This window comes from Edwardsiella anguillarum ET080813 (assembly GCF_000264765.2).
Lineage (GTDB): Bacteria > Pseudomonadota > Gammaproteobacteria > Enterobacterales > Enterobacteriaceae > Edwardsiella > Edwardsiella anguillarum.
The window spans coordinates 3,326,804-3,345,418 of sequence record NZ_CP006664.1 but is presented as its reverse complement, the minus strand read 5'-3'; the positions used below and the strand labels follow the sequence as shown (position 1 = coordinate 3,345,418).

The window sequence follows — 18,615 nt, the reverse complement described above, 5'->3', positions numbered from 1 at the left end:
CATACTTAAATTCTGGCTGAATAAAAATGCGAATAATCATAAAAACTGTTATTTGATATCGTTTTTTTTGATAATGTCAGCGGGGGCGGTATTACGCCCCCGCGGCCGGTGCGCGCGCAGTCATTCAAAGGAGGGTGCCATCCATGAAGTCTCATATAAAAACCAGCCACCACAATACCCGCCACAGCGAGTATCAGCTGATCCTGCCGCTGATCGCGCTGGGGGTGCTGGCGGTGACGCAGCCCGCCACGCTGGGCGCCCTGGCCGCGATCAACCTGCTGGCGCTGATCGCGATCCTCGCCAGCGCCTTCAGCGTGGTGCGTCACGCCGATGTCCTGGCCCACCGCCTCGGCGAGCCCTATGGCTCGCTGATCCTGACCCTGTCAGTGGTGATACTGGAGGTCAGCCTGATTTCGGCCCTGATGGTCAGCGGCAAAGCCGCGCCGGAGCTGATGCGCGATACGCTCTACTCCATCGTGATGATCGTCAGCGGCGGGCTGGTCGGATTTTCCTTGCTGCTCGGCGGTCACAAATTCGCCACCCAATATGTCAATCTGGGCGGGATCAAGCAGTATCTGATCGCGCTGATCCCGCTGGCGATCATTGTACTGGTGCTGCCGATGACCCTGCCGGGCGATAACTTTACCCATGGCCAGTCGCTGGTGGTCGCGCTGCTATCGGCCGCCATGTACGGCGTATTTCTGCTGATCCAGACCCGCACGCACCAAAGTCTGTTCGTCTACGAGCATGAGGATGAAGGCGACGACCCCAGCGATCCGCACCACGGTAAGCCCTCATCTCACCGTAATCTGTGGCACGCCGCCTGGCTGGTCGCCTACCTTATCGCCGTCATCGCGGTCACCAAGCTGAACGCCCTGCCGCTGGAGGGGCTGCTCGGCGCTCTGAACGCGCCGCAGCAGATGACCGGCTTTCTGGTCGCGCTGCTGATCCTCTCCCCCGAGGGGCTGGGCGCCCTGAAGGCGGTGCTGGCCAATCAGGTGCAGCGCGCCATGAATCTGTTTTTTGGCTCGGTGCTGGCGACCCTGTCGTTAACGGTGCCGACGGTAACCCTGATCGCCCTACTGACCGATCAGCCGCTGCTGTTCGGGCTGGGTGAGCCGCAGACGGTGGTGATGTTGGCCACCCTGATGCTGTGCCAGGTCTCGTTTAACACCGGCCGCACCAATGTGCTCAACGGCGCGGCGCATCTGGCGCTGTTCGTCGCCTACCTGATGACCCTGTTTCTGTAGCTGACCTACCCCAGGCGGGTCAGCAGCACGCCGCAGAGGATCACCAGCGCGGCCGTCACCCGTGCCCGCCCCAGCGGCTCATGCAGCAGGCGGGCCGACAGCAGGAGCGCAAACAGCACGCTGCTCTCACGCAGGGCGGCGACGATGCCGATCGGCGCCTGAGCCATCGCCCAGATGACGATGCCATAGGCCAGCAGCGACATCGCGCCCCTGGCCAGTCCGGTGCCAGGCGCAGCGTATCAGATAGCCGGTGCGCCGCCCCTGACGCTGCCAGAGCCATACCAGCATCACCGCCCCATTGAGCGCAAACAGCCACAGGGTATATCCCAGCACATCCCCCGCCGCCCGGGCGCCGGCGCCGTCGGTCGGGGTATAGCCGGCGGTACACAGCGCGGTGATCAGCGCGTCACGCAGCGTCACGCAGCGCCGCGCCGCGCAGGGCCATCAGCAACACCCCGCCAATCAGGATCAGCGCGCCGGCGCTCGCCAAAAGCGGGGGTTTCTCCCGTAGCAGCAGCAGGCTGAGCAGCATCACCAACAGGGGGGCGCAGCCCCTGGCCAGCGGATACATCTGTCCCAAGATCGCCATGGCTATAGGCTCGGCTGAGAAACAGGCCGTAGACGGTGTGAAACAGCACCGACAGACCGAGCCAGTACCAGGCCGCCGCCGGCAGCGCGGCGCACAGCGGTAGCAGCGGCAACGCCGTCAGCCCGGCAAACAGCGCCACCAGCGCGACGCTGACAAAGCGATCCGCGCAGCCTTTCACCAGCACATTCCAGCTGGCATGCAGCAGCGCGGCAAACAGAACGGCAATAAACACCGAGATGGTCATCTGCGACGGTATCCCTTCCCTCTATAAACAGTGAATCAGCGCGGCATTGTCACCCGCCCGGGCTGGAGTCTACGCTCTCCCAGCATAATCGGCGCAACACGCGCTGTCATGGCGGTCCCCAAAGAAAACAGGCCACCCTAGGGTGGCCTGACGCTCGCACGACGGTGCCGCTATCGCGCTTAAAATCCCAGGCTGTCCAGCAGGTCATCGACCTGCTCCTGGTTGGCGACCACACCCGGGCCGTTCTGGTTCATCTGCGGGCCATTCAGCAGACTGTCGTTTTCACGCTTCGGCTTGGGCGGCTGCTCCGGCATATTCTCCAGCAGCACCATCAGCAGCTGCTTTTCGATCTCCTGGATCACGTCCATCATGCGCTTGATCACCTGGCCGGTCAGATCCTGGAAATCCTGCGCCATCATGATCTCCAACAGCTGGCTGTGAGTAAAGGCCGTATGCTCCGGCACCTCGCTCAAGAACTGGCGGGTATCCGTTACCAGCGCCCTGGCATCCTCAAGCTCGATCGGATTTTCAAACCAGGCATCCCAACGCTGCTTGAGCTCTTTGGATCCCTTCTCCATCTGCGTCTGGCGCGGCTGAGCCGCTTCAACGCAGCTCAGGGCGCGCTCGGCGGCCTGACGGGTCATCTGCACCACATAGTCCAGACGGTCGCGGGCATCCGGAATGGCTTCGGCTGCCTGAGCGATGGCCTGATCCAGTCCAAGCTCTTTCATGCTGTCACGCAGCATACGCGTCAGTTGGCCAATCCTGGCGATAATATCGCCGGCATCGGCGGCTGGCATCGGATGTTCGTTCATCGTGACTCCTTAGATCCCGAGCTTTTCAAAAATCTTATTCAGTTTTTCTTCCAGCGTTGCGGCGGTAAACGGCTTCACCACGTAGCCGCTGGCCCCGGCCTGCGCGGCGGCGATGATGTTCTCTTTCTTCGCCTCGGCCGTTACCATCAACACCGGCATCTTGTTCAGCGTGCCGTCCGCACGGATCGCCTGCAGCAGCTGCAGACCATCCATGTTGGGCATGTTCCAGTCAGAGACCACAAAGTCGAACCCGCCGGCGCGCAGCTTGCTCAGCGCATCGGCGCCGTCTTCGGCTTCCTCTACGTTGTTGAATCCCAGCTCTTTCAACAGATTGCGTACGATACGACGCATGGTAGAGAAATCATCGACAACCAGAAAACGCAGATTCTTATCCGCCATACTAACTCCTAAAAAAATCCCTTGAGCCGGGAGCAATAACCTGAAAAACAGGCATTCGGTTAATGACCGCGCCCGCGGGCGCGGTCCGGTATCGGTTAAATACGCAGCGCCTGCTTGGCGCTGACCTGCGCCAGCATACGCTGGCTGATTTGGGAGAGATCGACCACCTCGTCGACCCCGCCCATCTGAATCGCCTCGCGCGGCATGCCAAATACCACGCAGCTGGCTTCATTCTGCGCAATGGTATAGGCACCCGCCTGGTGCAGCCGCAGCATCCCTGCGGCACCGTCGTTGCCCATTCCCGTCAGGATCACCCCGACGGCGTTGCGTCCGGCGCAGCGGGCGACGGAGTCAAACAGCACCTCAACCGAGGGGCGATGACGGTTCACCGGCGGCCCCTGATGCAGGCGCACAATATAGTTGGCGCCGCTGCGCGCCAGCTCCAGGTGGTGGGCGCCGGGGGCGATATAGGCGTGCCCCGGCAGAATACGTTCGCCGTCCTCGGCCTCTTTCACCGTGATCTGGCACAGCTTGTTCAGCCGCTCGGCGAAAGAGCGGGTAAAGCCCGGCGGCATATGCTGGGTGATCAGCAGCGCCGGACTGGTCGGCGGCAACGGCTGCAGCACATGGCGAATCGCCTCGGTGCCGCCGGTAGAGGCGCCGATGGCGATCAGCTTTTCGCTGCTGAGCAGCGGGCCGTGGCTGAGGGTCGCCGGCGGCTCGCCCTGCTTCAGCTGGCGCGGCAGGCGCGCGCGCGCGGCGGTGCGGATCTTGTCGGCGATCAGCTCGCTGTAGGCCAGCATCCCCTCGCGGATCCCCAGCTGCGGCTTGGTGACAAAGTCCACCGCGCCCAGCTCCAACGCCCGCAGGGTGATCTCCGATCCCTTCCCGGTCAGAGAAGAGACCATCACCACCGGCATCGGGCGCAGGCGCATCAGTTTCTCCAAAAAGTCGAGGCCGTCCATGCGCGGCATTTCAACATCCAGTGTAAGCACCTGAGGATTGAATTTTTTGATCAGATCCCGCGCGACCAACGGGTCCTGCGCGGCGGCCACCATCTCCATATCGGGGTGGCTGTTCACGATCTCGGTCATCAGTTGGCGCATCAGCGCGGAGTCATCCACGCACAATACCCGGATCTTGTTCATCGGCTCTCCTTCGTCAGCCCGTAAACGGTCTGCCCGCGCAGATGGAAATCGCGGGAGATCTGGCTGAAGTTCTCCGAGTGACCGGCAAACAGCAGGCCACCCGGCTTTAACAAGGGGATAAAACGACGCAGAATGCGAGCCTGCGTTTCTTTATCGAAATAGATCATCACGTTACGGCAAAAAATCGCATCGAATGGGCCCGGCAGATCCCACTTGGCATCCAGCAGGTTCAGCATCTGGAAATGCACCCGCTGCGCCAGCTCATGGCGAACCCGGATCAGCCCCTGATGAGGCCCGGTACCGCGCAGAAAAAAGCGCTGCAGCTGCGTGGCGTTCAGCAGCTTGGCCTCCTCCTGGCGGTAGATACCGCGCTGCGCCTTCTCCAGTACCTGAGTATCGATGTCGCTGGCCCACACCTGCGGCGCCATCGGTGATGGCCCCAGCGCCTCCGCCAGGGTCATCGCGATCGAGTATGGTTCCTCGCCCGTGGAGGCCGCCGTACTCCAGACACAGTAGTTGTGCCGCCGCGCGCGCGCATGCTCCGCCAGGATCGGGAAGTGATGCGCCTCGCGAAAGAAGGCGGTCAGGTTAGTGGTCAGCGAGTTGACAAATGTTTGCCACTCATCGCTCTCCGGATGACTCTCCAGCAACGCCAGATAGTCACCAAAGTCGCTCAGATTCAACGCCCGTAAGCGACGCACCAGCCGGTTGTAAACCATTTCACGTTTATGGTCGGCAAGTACGATACCGGCCCGTTGGTAAATCAACTGGCTAATCCGCCGAAAATGGGCATCCCCCAACGTCAGACGTTGCATTGCCAGTGAGGAGACGTTGTTTTCCCCCTGTGCTGCCTGTAGTAATAAATTCGTCATCACTCACCAGTTAACTCACCTACTTCAATTTCGCTTTCCGCCGAGCGGAAAGCCCATCAGCTCGTGCCGTTGGCTTGTCCTTGCAGATCGATCTGCGCCACATCGCCGCTCAGACGGAACGTGGCGACGGCGCGCGACAGGACATCAGCCTGCGCCTCCAGAGACTGAGTTGCCGATGCTGCTTCCTCTACCAGTGCGGCGTTCTGCTGCGTCACCTGATCCATTTGCGTTACCGCCTGGGCGACCTGCTCAATGCCCCGGCTCTGCTCCTCCGATGCGGAGCTGATTTCGCCCATGATATCGGTCACCCGCACCACCGAACGCACCACGTTATCCATGGTGTTTCCGGCGCTCTCTACCAGGGTCGACCCCTGTTTTACCCGGCTGACCGATTCCTCGATCAGCCCTTTGATCTCTTTCGCCGCCTGGGCGCTGCGCTGGGCCAGATTGCGCACCTCACCCGCGACCACCGCAAAGCCACGCCCCTGCTCTCCGGCGCGCGCCGCCTCTACCGCCGCGTTCAGCGCCAGAATATTGGTCTGGAAGGCGATACCATCGATAACCCCGGTAATGTCTCCGATTTTTTGCGAACTTTGCGTAATATCATGCATGGTCCGCACCACCTGACTGACGATCTCACCGCCCTCACCGGCGGTATGGGAGGCCTCCTGCGCCAGCTGTGACGCCTGGCGGGCGTTGTCGGCGTTCTGTTTCACCGTGGCGGTCAGCTGTTCCATGCTGGCGGCCGTCTCTTCCAACGAGGCCGCCTGCTGCTCGGTGCGCGAAGAGAGGTCGTTGTTACCGGCGCCGATCTCCTGCAGCCCGGTATAGATGGCGTCCGTCCCCTGGCGTACCGACAGCACCGTCCCGGCCAGCGCCTGCTGCATGTTACGCAGGCTGGCGTACAGCTGGCTGATCTCATTACGGCCATACACCTTGATCTCCGCCGATAGATCGCCGCGCGCGATGCGCTCAAAATGGGCGCGCATGACGGTCAGCGGCGCCAGCAGCATATTGCGCAGCCACCAGATAGCGATCAGCATCACCAGCGCCAGCAGCACCACGGCCGCCAGATTCAGCGCCATGGAGAGATGATAGGAGCTGCGATTGATCTCGGCGCCCTGCTTCAGTTCGCCCTCAACGTGCTGAGTCAGCTTCGCCACGCTGGCTTCAAACTGATCCTGGATCCGCTGGGTCGGCTGATCCATAAACCCCTGCAGATCCCCCTTCTCCAGCAGACTGACCAGCTGCAACAGCGCCGTGCGCAGCGCCTGATAATGCTGCAGCGCCTCCTGAGACAGCGCGCGATCCTCCTCATCGCTGTCTGAGCAAGCCATATACTGCTGCATGGAGTCATCGGCCTTTTTCAGCATGGCGCGCACCCGGTGCATCAGCGCGTCGATCTGATCCTGAGGGATATGCAGCGCCGCGCGGGTACCGGCGCGGTTCAACGTGTTGCGCGCCTGCAGCAGGGCAACCCAGGTTTGTCCCAGCGTTTCGCGCTGATCGTTGGATATCTGTACCCGGGCATAGTTATCACTGTCAGAACGGATGGCCATAAACGACACTCCGTTGGATGACAGCTGCAAAAAGCAGAATGCCAGCACCAACGCAAACAGACTGGTCGATATGCGGATTCGGTTAAACACGATAGGCTTCCTCGTTGGCCGGCAGCGTGTAGGGTACCGGCTCGGTTGTCATTTTTATTTTGGCTCCCCATATGCCTGTGGCGCCTCGCGGCGCCCGGCACTGGCAGTCAGCTCCCCGCCGTTAGAGGCGGAGAGCCGGTCGGGTTGTCAGAACGTCTCCCAGTTATCGCTGCTGCTATCGTCCGACGCTTTGGCTTTCGCCGGCGCGGCGGCGGCGCTGCTGCGCGGCGCGGCGCGAACCACCGGCTCCGCCTCGCCCTGCGGCTCAATGCGGAATACCGCGACGGCCTGATTCAGATGGCTGGCCTGATCTTCCAGCGACGCGGCGGCAGAGGCGGACTCTTCCACCAGCGCGGCGTTCTGCTGCGTCACCCGATCCATCTCGGAAACGGCCTGACCCACCTGCTCGATGCCGCGGCTCTGTTCGTCAGAGGCCGAGGCAATCTCACCCATGATGTCGGTGACCCGGGTCACCGCGTTAACGATGTCGCCCATGGTATCGCCGGCGCTTTCGACCAATACCGAGCCGGTATCGACCTTGCTGACGGAATCCTCAATCAGCCCTTTAATCTCTTTCGCTGCCTGGGCGCTGCGCTGGGCCAGGTTACGCACCTCGCCCGCCACCACGGCAAAGCCACGCCCCTGCTCACCGGCACGCGCCGCCTCTACCGCCGCGTTCAGCGCCAGGATATTGGTCTGGAAGGCGATACCGTCGATAACCCCGGTAATGTCGGCGATCTTCTGCGAGCTGCTGGCGATGTCATGCATGGTCTGCACGACGTTGGCGACAACCTTACCGCCGCGCTGGGCCGTTTCGGAGGCGCTCAGCGCTAGCTGACTGGCCTGCCGGGCGTTTTCGGCGTTCTGTTTCACGGTCGCCGTCAGCTGTTCCATGCTGGCCGCGGTTTCTTCCAGTGAGGCCGCCTGCTGTTCGGTACGCGAGGAGAGATCGTTATTTCCGGCAGAGATTTCGCTGGCGCCGCTGTAGATGGCATTGGCCCCCTGACGGACGTCGCTGACGGTGCGGACAAACTCGGTCTGCATATGGCGCAGGCTGTCGGCCAGCTGCCCCATTTCGTTGCTGCCGTGTACCTCGATACGCCCGGAGAGATCGCCGACGGCGAACTGACGGATATTGCCCATTAGGCTGTTGAGCGGGCGGATCAGCGTGTGGTGGATCCCCATCCACACCAGCACAATCACCGCGGCCACGACCACCATCACGGCCAGTAGGATCCACAGCGCCATATGGTAGGAGTCGTTATTCGATGTCACGGCCTGATGGTATAGGCGGTCGTTCTGCGCCAGATAGGCCTCATAGGCTTTTTCAAAGCTGTCCTGATAGCTTTGCGTCGGCTGTTCGAAGAAGTCGTTAATCCGGCCGGCGGAGAGCATCTGGATCAGCTCCCCCAGCGCGCTGTGCAGCGTATCGTAGCTTTGGTTCATGGCCTGCGCGGCCTCATCGCTCTGATTCGGATCGCGCGGTAGGCCCTGATAGCGCTCCCACTCGCGCTCCGCCTCTTTCAGCTCGGCGCCGGCCAGCTGCATCAGATCGGGTACGGTGGCACCGGAACCGGTTTTATTCAGATCGGCCATATAGCGGATCCCGGCACGGTTTAAGGTATTGCGTGTCTGGAGCAAAGCTACCCAGCTGGCGTTAAGCGCGGCCTGCTGTTGGCGAATGGTTTGCAAAACGGTAATACTTTCCTTGTCGCTTTTCAGGGCGTCAAAGAACACTCCTCCGGAAGTCATCTGCAAAATGCCAAATAACCCCAGCACCAGTAGCAAACTGGTAACTACTTTTATGCGGTTTAACATGGGCGTCTCATTTTTGCTGCATCAGATGTCAGAGATATCGGCGCGCGGCGATAAAACTTTATGGCGAGGAGGACAGTCAAATCATCTTTTTTGTCCACTATAGCAGCATATTGTACTAATCATGAGTCCCGTGAATCGCGCGGGGCACCGGCCCGCCGCCGCCGCGGCGGGCCTGATATCAGGCGGTGACGCTGTCGACCAGCGCCATCTCCTCGCTGCTGAGCAGCTTTTCGATATCCACCAGGATCAGCATTCGCTCGCCGAGCGCGCCGAGGCCGGTCAGGTACTCGGTCGACAGCGTTACCGCAAACTCCGGCGCCGGACGGATCTGATCCGCGCTCAGGGATAGCACATCGGAGACACCGTCCACCACAATCCCTACGACGCGCTGGCTGAAGTTCAGCACGATAACCACGGTATTCTCGTTATAGCTGACGTCCTGCTGAGAAAACTTCACCCGCAGATCGATGATCGGGACGATCACACCGCGCAGGTTGGTCACCCCTTTAATAAAGGAGGGCGTGTTGGCAATACGGGTAACCTGGTCGTAGCCACGGATCTCCTGCACCTTGAGGATATCGATACCGTACTCCTCATCCCCCAGCGTAAATACCAGGAATTCCTGGCCTACGGTTTCACCCGCCAGTTTGCTTACGGAAGCCAGTCCAGTCATGTCAGTTCACCTTTATTTATTCATCGTCATCAGCGCCGCCTGCGGCGGCGCCGGTTGCATGGTTAAGAGTCAGGCGGCCGCGCCGGCGACCCGTTTTTCCCGGTTAATGCTCTGCAGCGCCGCGACGTCGACGATCAGCGCCACGCTGCCGTCGCCGAGGATCGTCGCCGCGGAAATGCCCGGCACCTTGCGGTAGTTAGTTTCCAGGTTTTTCACCACCACCTGATGCTGGCCGATCAGCTGATCGACCAACAGCGCATAGCGGCGTCCGGCGCTTTGCAGGATCACCACAATGCCCTGAGTAGCGTCGGTCTTGGCATCGGCGACGTCAAAGACGCGGTGCAGCTCTACCAGCGGCAGGTATTCGCCGCGCACCTGCAGCACGCGCTCGCCGCCGGCCAGCGGGTAGATATCCTCATCGTTCGGCTGCAGCGACTCCATCACGGCGTTCAGCGGCAGAATGAAAACCTCGTTGCTGACTTTGACCGACATGCCGTCCAGAATCGCCAGGGTCAGCGGCAGGACGATACGGATCGTCGTGCCTTTCCCCTCACGCGACGCGATCTCAACGTGGCCGCCCATCTCCTGGATATTTCGCTTCACCACATCCATCCCGACGCCGCGCCCGGAGACATCGGTGACCTTCTCGGCGGTGGAGAAGCCCGGCGCAAAGATCAGCAGGCCGATCTCTTCGTCGGTCATGTTGTCGTGTACCGCCATCCCCTGGGAGCGCGCTTTATCCAGGATCTTCTGGTGGTTCAGCCCGGCGCCGTCGTCGATGACCTCAATATAGATATTGCCCCCCTGGTGCTCCGCAGAGAGGGTCAGATTGCCGACGCTGCTCTTGCCCGCCGCCTGGCGTACCTGCGGCGATTCGATGCCGTGATCCAGGCTGTTGCGCACCAGGTGGGTCAGCGGATCGATAATGCGCTCGATCAGGCTCTTATCCAGTTCGGTAGAGCTGCCCAGCAGCGTCAGCTCTACCTGCTTGTCGAGCTTGCTGGCCAGGTCACGCACCAGGCGCGGGAAGCGGCTAAAGACGTACTCCATCGGCATCATGCGGATCGACATGACCGACTCCTGCAGATCCCGGGCGTTGCGCTCAAGCTGGCCCAGGCTGTTGAGCAGATCGCCATGATCGACCGGATCCAGCATATTGGAGCGCTGCGCCAGCATCGACTGGGTGATCACCAGCTCGCCGACCAGGTTGATCAGCTGATCGACTTTCTCCACGGCGACGCGGATGCTGGTGCTGTTCTCTGCCCCTTTAGCCGCGCGCGGGTTGTGGCGCGGGACATGGGGCGCGGCGGCGGTCGTCGCATCCGCCGGCGTCGCTGGCGCGGGCGCGGGCTCAGAGGCCGGCTCAGGAATCGGTGCGTCCGCCGGCGCCTCGCTGACGACCTCGGCGGGCGGCAGGGCCGACTCCTCTAGGCTGACCTGCGGCGCGACCTCCGCCGTCGGGCGGATAAAGTGGATCTGCTCCGGCTCCAGCACAAAGCACAGCACCGCCGTAATATCATCCTCACTGACCGTGGTATCCAGCACCACATCCAGCGAGCTGTCGCTTTCCTGATGCTGCTGTACCGTGCCCAGATTGCCCAGCTCTTCCAGCATCAGAGGGATTTCCGCCGCCTTGAGCCCGGTTAACGAGATGGTCAGTCCGCCCTGCGGCGCGGCGCTCGCCGCCGCGACAGGCGTAGCCGGCTCTGCGGCCGGCGCAGGTGCAGGCGCGGCCACGGCGGCAGGCGCCTCCCCTTTAGCCTCTAGCGCCAGCTGTCTTAGCGCTTGGCAAATATATTCGAAGCTATCGGCATCGGGGTCCTGAGCGGACTTATAGGCATCGAGCTGATCCTGCATAATATCTTTGGTTTCCAGAAACAGGTTGATGATCTCGGTACTCAGCCGCATTTCACCACGGCGGGCACCGTCGAGCAGGTTCTCCAGCAGATGCGTGGTCTCCTGCAGTACGGTAAAACCGAAAGTGGCCGCCCCCCCCTTGATCGAGTGGGCAGCGCGAAAGATGGCGTTCAGTTGTTCGTTATCCGGCTCCTGAGGATCCAGCGCCAACAGGTGCTGTTCCATATCAGCCAACAGTTCATCCGCTTCATCAAAGAACGTTTGATAAAACGCGCTAATATCCATGCTCACAGGTCACCTCTTGTCTATCGCGCTCGGTATTTTGACGTGGTCGTTCATTGGCGCCATCGGCGTCGGAATAAAGGGCGTTACCGCCGGTTGGCCGCTGGCGGCGCCGATGCGCTGCCACTGATCCGAGGCCGTCGGCTGACGCATATCAACGGCGTCTCCCCCTTCCGCATCCTCGTGTTCAATCCGATTCTGTGCGGCTTTATTCAGCACCAGAATACTGATCCGGCGGTTGACCGCCGCATTGCCGGCCAGATTGCGCAGATTCATGGTATCGGCCATGCCGACCACGCGTAGGATCTTGTCGCCCGCCAGCCCGCCGGCGATCAGCTCGCGCCGCGAGGCATTGGCGCGGTCGGCCGAGAGCTCCCAGTTGCTGTATCCACGCTCACCGTTGGCGTAGGGCAGATCGTCCGTATGCCCGGACAGGCTAATCTTGTTCGGCAGCTCATTCAGGATCGGGGCGATAGCGCGCAGAATATTGCGCATATAGGGCTCAACCTGGGCGCTGCCGTTCTGGAACATGGGGCGGTTCTGGCTGTCAATAATTTGAATCCGCAGCCCTTCATCCATCATGTTGATCATCAGGTGTGGTCGCAGCGCCTTCAGGCGCGGATCGTTGATGATCACCTGCTCCAAACGCTCGCGCAGTCGCTTCAGGCGCATCTGCTCGGCGCGCGTCTGCGGATCGGGATCTTCGGCAAACTTACGCACCTCGCCCTCTTTCTGCGTCACATCATCGCCGCCGCCGGGGATCGGGCTAAAGCTATCGCTGGAGCGCTGTCCCCCGCTCAGGGCAACCTTCAGCGGGGTACGAAAATATTCGGCGATGCGGGTCAGCTCCTGCGGGCTGGCGATCGCCAGCAGCCACATCACCAGAAAGAACGCCATCATGGCGGTCATAAAATCGGCATAGGCTATCTTCCAAGCGCCGCCATGGCTGGCCTGACCGTGGCCGCCGCGTTTCTTTTTGACCAGAATGACCGGGTGTTTACCGCCCTTCATACTTCTTCTTCCGTTGCCGCCTGTTTCGCCGGGGTTTTCACCTGACGCACGTGCTCTTCCAGCTCAATGAACGACGGCCGCTCGGTGGAGTACAGCGTCTTACGGCCAAACTCCACCGCGATCTGCGGGGCATAGCCGTTCAGACTGGAGAGCAGCGTCGTCTTGATGCAGTGCATCATTTTGGTGGTTTCGGCGCTCTTCTGACGCATCAGCGAAGCCAGCGGGGAGATAAACCCATAGGCCAGCAGGATACCCAGAAACGTCCCGACCATGGCGTGGGCGATCAGCGCGCCCAGCTCCGCCGCGGGGCGATCGGCCGAAGCCAGCGCATGAACAACCCCCATCACCGCCGCCACGATACCGAACGCGGGCAGGGAGTCGCCCACCGCAGCCAGGCTGCCTGCCGGCACCTCAGCTTCCTGTTCGAAGGTCTCGATCTCTTCGTCCATCAGGGACTCGATCTCAAAGGCGTTCATGTTGCCGCTGATAATCAGCCGCATATAGTCGGTAATAAACTCAATGAGAGTGTTATCGGCAATCAGGCGGGGATAATTAGAAAAAATTTCGCTCGCCTTAGGATCTTCGATATCCCGCTCCAGGGAGAGCATGCCCTGCTGGCGCGATTTGGCCAGGAGCTGATACATCAGCCCCATCACATCCATATACAACGCCTTGTTGTACTTAGAGCCGCGGGCAAGCTTGGGCAGGGTACGCAGCGTCGACTTAATCGCCTTGCCATTGTTGCCTACGATGAAAGCGCCGATGCCCGCTCCCCCGATAATCAATAACTCAGATGGCTGATACAACGCTCCCAGATGGCCCCCAACAAGCGTGTAACCGCCAAAAACCGCGATTAGCACAACGGCATATCCCAGTAGAATCAGCACGTGAATTCCTTACATGATCGGAGTGAACAGTCGGATGTAATCTGCCGGCGCAAAGCCGGAAAGAGGAAGGTCGATGACAGAATGCTGCCCGAAGACAGCGTGCGGCAGCACTACCGCTGCACCGCACGCTATTGGACTGATTGCCTCAATCAGTTACACCACACGTTTCTCTTGCTCACCGAGCAAGTGTGGAAAGATATCGGCAGGATTCTCAGAAAGTTTACGTCTTTTTATCGCTCGCGACGGCGGTTGGCACAAACTGCAGACAAAACTGTGCACCGGCTGATGAGCGTGGGCAACAAAGCTGCCACCGCAGCTGTTGCAGTGGGCAGGCTCCAGCATGCCGCTCTCGACGAAGCGCACCAACGTCCAGGCGCGCGTCAGCGCCAACACGGGCAGATCGCTATCCGCCGGCGGACACTGCTCCAGGTAGAGTTTGTAGGCGCGGATCACCGCCTCTACCCCGTGGCAGGCGCCGCTGGTCAACATAAACGCATAAATATTATAGAACATGGAAGAGTGAATATTCTGCTCCCATGTCATAAACCAGTCGGTGGAGAATGGCAGCATCCCCTTCGGCGGCGGACTGCCGCGCAGCTCCTTGTACAGCTTGATCAGGCGTCCCCGGCTCAGCTGGGTTTCGCTCTCCAACATCTGCAGACGCGCCCCCAGAGAGATAAGTTCCATCGCCAGCTGTATGTCGCGTGCTTCCTGAATGATGCTTTTTTCGCTCATGTCAGCCCCGTTTCCCCGAATCATTTCCGTCCGCCGACAGCTGCTGAAGCAGATGGCTGGACAAAAGAATTCCGGTATGAATCTGTTGCAGATCGTCCACGCGCGACTCTTGGGTCAGGCGTTGGATCGTCTGATGATCTTCAAAGCGAAACTGGCATACTAACTGATTGGTTTCAGCCAGTTTTACCATCTGCGGCAGCGTCAGCTGAACCAACGTTTCCGCCATTTCAGCGTCAATCCCCAGCCGGAACATGGCGGAGGCTTTGTCGTCATGAATTAATCGCTGTGCTAATAACAAATATGACAAGTTAATGTCATAAATATGCTTGAGTATTTCCGAGGTACTCATTATCTCACCCTGCTTGACTCAATCGGCCAACACAATGAAACGTACCTTTACTATAACTGCGCGAAGCGCAGGAGAACGAGGTACCTGATAACCGCTCAACTAATGTGAATTGGAGCATAACGGCCATGTTTACTGCGTGTTATATGACCCGACGTTGTACTTTTGATATACAAATGGAGGTTAGGCACCCTGAGGGTGAATAACAGACGCCATTAAGACTATTCTTAAAACGCTGCAACTCTACCCCTGAATGACCGAAATGTACAACGCGGCAAAGCGTCAAATTTGAGAAAAGTGTGATCCATATCACAAAAAACAGCAGGAAAAGTATGACTTTTGCTGTATTGGCTCACATTTTAACCTGGCGCGCAATCTGCACGAGCTATCCGTTTAACTTTTTGAATAGCAAGCAAAATTTTTGTGGAAAAAATAAACTGATTTTTGCATTTTCAGTTTTTAATATTGCAGTAATGTATATTATCAGATTTAAACTCTGAATAATAATTCAACGGTCACATAAAAAACTAAACGATGAGCAAAACCATAGAATAAAAATAGATAGCCTTGATAGGTGAAGTGGCGCCATAGAATACTTCCTGAGCTAAATTCTGATATATCTCAATTAATGCGGGTATATCCATCCCGTCGTCGAGTCCCTATTTCTCTTTATTCAGTAATATCGATATAACTATTCAACGAGGTTATTCTCGGTATTCATCATTTAACAGAATAAATTGCGCTACCCGTAGACATTACGCGCGTGGTTAATGGTTTTTATGACCAAAAGTGCGCATTGCCACATTTCACGCCTGTGGGCCCAAGAGGGGGCATGGTAGGCTGTGTGCTATCACGCCCGGCTACGCCGGCGTTCGTCGCACATCACGGACACGACCGATCCGTCAGGGAAAACCGTATTCCCCTGCCACGACTGAGGAGCCCCGCACATGTTCAACTTTGACTACTACAATCCCACCCGCATTCTGTTTGGCGGCGAACGCATCGCAGATATCCCGCAGCATATTCCCGCCGAGGCGCGCATTCTGCTCACCTACGGTGGCAACAGCGCCCGCCAGTTTGGCTACCTGGACGAAGTCCGGCGCGTACTGGGGCCCCGCATCGTCGGCGAGTTTGGCGGCATCGAAGCCAACCCCCAGCTGGAGACGCTGCTCAGGGCGGTACAGCAGGTGCGCGAGCAGCGCATCGATTTTCTGCTGGCCATCGGCGGCGGCTCGGCGATCGACGGCAGCAAGTTTATCGCCGCCGCAGCGCACTATCCGGGCGATCCCTGGGAGATGTGGTGCCAAAAGCTGCCGCCGCAGCGGGTGTTGCCGCTGGGCTGCATTCTGACCCTGCCCGGCACCGGGTCAGAAATGAACCCGACCGCCGTCGTCAGTCATCGCCGCCTCGGCGCCAAGGTTGGCTACTCCCATCCCGCGCTGTTCCCGCGCTTCTCCGTGCTGGATCCCCACAAATCCTATACCCTGCCCGCGCGCCAGGTTGCCAACGGCGTCGTGGATGCCTTCGTCCATGTCATGGAGCAATACCTTACCTATCCGGTCTACGCCCGAGTTCAGGATCGCCTGGCCGAAGGGCTGCTGCTGACGCTGCTGGAGGAGGGACCGCGAGCGCTCAGCGAGCCCCATAACTACGACGTCCGCGCCAGCGTCATGTGGGGCGCCAGTATGGCGCTGAATGGCATGGCCGGCGCCGGGGTGCCGCAGGACTGGTCAAGCCATCGTATCGGCCACCAGCTGACCGCGCTGTACGGAATGGATCATGCCCTGACGCTGGCCATTCTGCTGCCGGCCGTCATGCGGGTGCAGCAGCAGGATAAACGCCTGAAGCTGCTGCAGTATGCCGAGCGGGTATGGGGACTGTGCAGCGGCAGCGAAGAGGAGCGAATCGCCTCGGCCATCGAGCATACCGAGCGCTTCTTCAGCGATATGGGGATGCAGACCCGGCTCAGCGCCTGTGGTCTTGAGGAGAGCTGCATCGATGCCGTTATCGATAACCTGCGGCGTTTTCAACTGCTGCCGCTAGGCGAGCGGCAGAACATCGATGAGACGGTGGCCCGTCGTATTCTGAGCCTAAGCTACTGAGTCCGTCCAGCGCGGGAGACGCTGTGATAGACGCCACATCGCCCGCGCCGCGCATTTTATACTATAGAAAGCGCGCTAACGCAGAAAGGCTAACGCCGACCGTCATACGCCGTCGCCGTCAAAAACCGCCTGACGCGGATGCGGCCTCTTTCGATTGGCGCGGCGCAACGCGGCGCCAAGACCCGCGCGACGGGGATGCCGCACGGCAACTAACCGGATACCCCCGCCGATCCGGCCGCGCTGGCCATTCGCCCCATCGGAGGCCAGCCCATCACGAGGAGGAACCCCATGAGCTACCATACGATTCTGGTCGCCGTTGCCCCGGATCCGGACAGCCATATTCTGCTGGATAAAGCCATTGCCATCGCCCGCCCGTCGGGTGCGAGCATCAGCCTGCTGACGCTGTGCAATGAGCCCGATCTGTGCGGCAGCTACGCAGGCCCCCTGCTCGCACAGACGCGTCACCTGCTGCACGAGGAGACCGCCCTGTTTCTGGAGCAGCTCTGCCGCCGGGCCGATTACCCTATCGCCCACACCCACATCGGCCACGGGGAGCTGATCGACTGCATCATCGACACCTGTCGCCGCCAGCGCGTCGATCTGCTGATCTGCGGCAACCACTGCGCAGGCTTCATCAAGCGCCTGCTCAGCTCAGCAGGGGCTCTGATCGATCGCACCCACACCGATGTGCTGCTGGTGCCGCTGTAAGCGGGGAGCATGCACCGGGTTATCGCTCATTGCGCTGAGAAAGCGCAAAAACTCCGGCTTACTGGCAAATGCCAGCTTCTGCATGATGCAGCGCTGGCGATAGTTAACGCTCTTATGGTGGATCCCAAGGTAGCTGGCGACCTGATAGTTATCGCCGCCGCGGCTGCGAATGGCCACCACCTTCCACTCGGGAAACGACATGCCGGCCATCTCAGGCTGTGCCTGCATCTTGCGTTTCATCCGCGGGCTGAGATACGCCTGACGCAACGAGTGCCGGTAGGCCTCGGCGAGACGGGGCAGCGGCTCCCGTTTGGAGATCAGGCTCACCTGACCCAGGCTGTGAACCGCCGCCAGCACCGTCGGATGGGTGATATCCGTCATCACCGTAATCCGCAGCGCTGGGCGATAGGCGCGAACGCGCATCAGCGCCAGCAGCGCATCGATGGGCGTATCATCATGGGTATACAGCTCGGCGATCACGTGATCGACCCGTCGCGTGGCGATCGCATCTGCCAGGTGGGCATAGCACGTTTCATGTAATATCCGATCGTCAGAAATAATATGCTGCGCCAGGCCGTCATAAAAAAAACGATCGCAGTCCATCACCAGGGTAACCTGGCGATCGGTATCCGCAGGCGGAAACTGGTGAGCGAAACGATCCTGTACTGCTGTCATTGCCTGGCACCCCCTCCCACGCGTTGGCCCTATCTCTGTCCGACTATCACCGTATCGCGATGATGACAATCCTGCGCGAGTAATTATCCTCTATTAAAGGCACAGATTGCTATTTGGGGAATTCGAACAACTTGATAAATATTTTCAGTTATCTCTGCGATGATTTTCCTGTTACGCTAATTTTTAGGCTGGATTATCGTATTCGGATTTTTCTAAGCCAATATATCCCGTAAAGTGAGCAATTATTCCGCATAAGCCGGTATGGCAAAGCGACGCTCCCCGATGAGTTCTCCGGTAGATGCTCCCGCCACGGTGACGACGGCGGTGTGAAACGCGATTTGACTATCCTGACGACAGAAACACACTCAGCTGATTGCAGCGATTGTCGCCGTGGGCATCCTAGGCGCCATCCTTTAGCGAGGAGGCATTCTCATGAGCCGCATCGTCTTGGTGGATGGCCATGCAGTGATACGCGCCGGATTTGCGCAGCGCCTGCTCCAGATTAACGCCACCCGCCTGTAGCCAGAGTCAGCGAGCGCTATTACCTGAAGATCC

General features: G+C 59.7%; 16 protein-coding genes and 1 pseudogene. 3 read left to right on the top strand and 14 right to left on the bottom strand.

Annotated features, from left to right (window positions below; translation table 11 throughout):
- Window positions 1–143: 143 nt before the first annotated feature.
- Complete coding sequence (chaA, locus tag ETEE_RS15060; RefSeq protein WP_034164318.1) at window positions 144–1,250, top strand: sodium-potassium/proton antiporter ChaA; 1,107 nt, start codon at window positions 144–146, stop codon at window positions 1,248–1,250.
- Window positions 1,251–1,255: 5 nt separating this feature from the next.
- On the opposite strand, the pseudogene ETEE_RS15055 reads toward chaA, so the two are convergent.
- The 13 genes and pseudogenes from ETEE_RS15055 to flhD all read right to left on the bottom strand — a co-directional run bounded on the left by ETEE_RS15055 (window position 1,256) and on the right by flhD (window position 14,578).
- Window positions 1,256–2,083 (bottom strand): annotated as a pseudogene (locus ETEE_RS15055) (EamA family transporter).
- Between the two features lie 179 nt (window positions 2,084–2,262).
- Window positions 2,263–2,898, bottom strand: a complete 636-nt coding sequence (gene cheZ / locus ETEE_RS15050; RefSeq protein ID WP_012848204.1) for a protein phosphatase CheZ — start codon at window positions 2,896–2,898, stop codon at window positions 2,263–2,265.
- 9 nt (window positions 2,899–2,907) lie between these two features.
- Window positions 2,908–3,297 carry a chemotaxis response regulator CheY gene (gene cheY, locus ETEE_RS15045; RefSeq protein ID WP_012848203.1) on the bottom strand — a complete coding sequence of 130 codons (390 nt, stop codon included), beginning with the start codon at window positions 3,295–3,297 and terminating at the stop codon, window positions 2,908–2,910.
- A gap of 95 nt (window positions 3,298–3,392) precedes the next feature.
- Entirely contained in the window at window positions 3,393–4,445 is a 1,053-nt protein-coding gene (locus ETEE_RS15040; RefSeq protein WP_034164319.1) for a protein-glutamate methylesterase/protein-glutamine glutaminase, read from the bottom strand.
- A complete protein-coding gene (gene cheR / locus ETEE_RS15035) occupies window positions 4,442–5,317 on the bottom strand; it encodes a protein-glutamate O-methyltransferase CheR (RefSeq protein ID WP_034164320.1) in 876 nt (291 codons plus the stop codon). The genes ETEE_RS15040 and cheR overlap by 4 nt, the downstream gene beginning before the upstream one ends.
- Before the next feature lie 56 nt (window positions 5,318–5,373).
- Window positions 5,374–6,966, bottom strand: a complete 1,593-nt coding sequence (locus ETEE_RS15030) for a methyl-accepting chemotaxis protein (RefSeq protein WP_034164321.1) — start codon at window positions 6,964–6,966, stop codon at window positions 5,374–5,376.
- A gap of 147 nt (window positions 6,967–7,113) precedes the next feature.
- Entirely contained in the window at window positions 7,114–8,784 is a 1,671-nt protein-coding gene (gene tsr / locus ETEE_RS15025) for a methyl-accepting chemotaxis protein (protein ID WP_034164322.1), read from the bottom strand.
- A gap of 178 nt (window positions 8,785–8,962) precedes the next feature.
- The gene (cheW, locus tag ETEE_RS15020) at window positions 8,963–9,457 is read right to left on the bottom strand and encodes a chemotaxis protein CheW (RefSeq protein WP_034164323.1); all 495 of its coding nucleotides are present in this window, start codon (window positions 9,455–9,457) and stop codon (window positions 8,963–8,965) included.
- Between the two features lie 69 nt (window positions 9,458–9,526).
- Window positions 9,527–11,599 (bottom strand): chemotaxis protein CheA, encoded by a 2,073-nt coding sequence (cheA, locus tag ETEE_RS15015; RefSeq protein WP_034164324.1) that lies wholly within the window; start codon window positions 11,597–11,599, stop codon window positions 9,527–9,529.
- A gap of 9 nt (window positions 11,600–11,608) precedes the next feature.
- A complete protein-coding gene (gene motB / locus ETEE_RS15010; RefSeq protein ID WP_034164325.1) occupies window positions 11,609–12,607 on the bottom strand; it encodes a flagellar motor protein MotB in 999 nt (332 codons plus the stop codon).
- Window positions 12,604–13,494: a flagellar motor stator protein MotA gene (gene motA, locus ETEE_RS15005; protein WP_015461304.1), complete on the bottom strand. Its 891-nt coding sequence runs from the start codon at window positions 13,492–13,494 to the stop codon at window positions 12,604–12,606. Before motA ends, motB begins: the two co-directional genes overlap by 4 nt.
- Window positions 13,495–13,647: 153 nt before the next feature.
- Complete coding sequence (flhC, locus tag ETEE_RS15000) at window positions 13,648–14,229, bottom strand: flagellar transcriptional regulator FlhC (protein ID WP_034164326.1); 582 nt, start codon at window positions 14,227–14,229, stop codon at window positions 13,648–13,650.
- 1 nt (window position 14,230) lies between these two features.
- On the bottom strand, window positions 14,231–14,578 hold the full coding sequence (gene flhD, locus ETEE_RS14995; RefSeq protein ID WP_012848192.1) for a flagellar transcriptional regulator FlhD: 348 nt from the start codon (window positions 14,576–14,578) through the stop codon (window positions 14,231–14,233).
- A 944-nt stretch (window positions 14,579–15,522) separates the two neighbouring features.
- Between flhD and ETEE_RS14990 the strand changes: the two genes are divergently transcribed.
- Both ETEE_RS14990 and ETEE_RS14985 read left to right on the top strand, forming a co-directional pair.
- Window positions 15,523–16,677, top strand: coding sequence for an iron-containing alcohol dehydrogenase (locus ETEE_RS14990; RefSeq protein WP_034164327.1), 1,155 nt, complete (start codon window positions 15,523–15,525; stop codon window positions 16,675–16,677).
- A 288-nt stretch (window positions 16,678–16,965) separates the two neighbouring features.
- On the top strand, window positions 16,966–17,385 hold the full coding sequence (locus ETEE_RS14985; protein WP_034164328.1) for a universal stress protein: 420 nt from the start codon (window positions 16,966–16,968) through the stop codon (window positions 17,383–17,385).
- Here ETEE_RS14985 and ETEE_RS14980 read toward each other — a convergent pair.
- Window positions 17,329–18,060 (bottom strand): helix-turn-helix transcriptional regulator, encoded by a 732-nt coding sequence (locus ETEE_RS14980; protein ID WP_034164329.1) that lies wholly within the window; start codon window positions 18,058–18,060, stop codon window positions 17,329–17,331. The two genes, ETEE_RS14985 and ETEE_RS14980, sit on opposite strands and share 57 nt — an antisense overlap.
- Window positions 18,061–18,615: the final 555 nt, after the last annotated feature.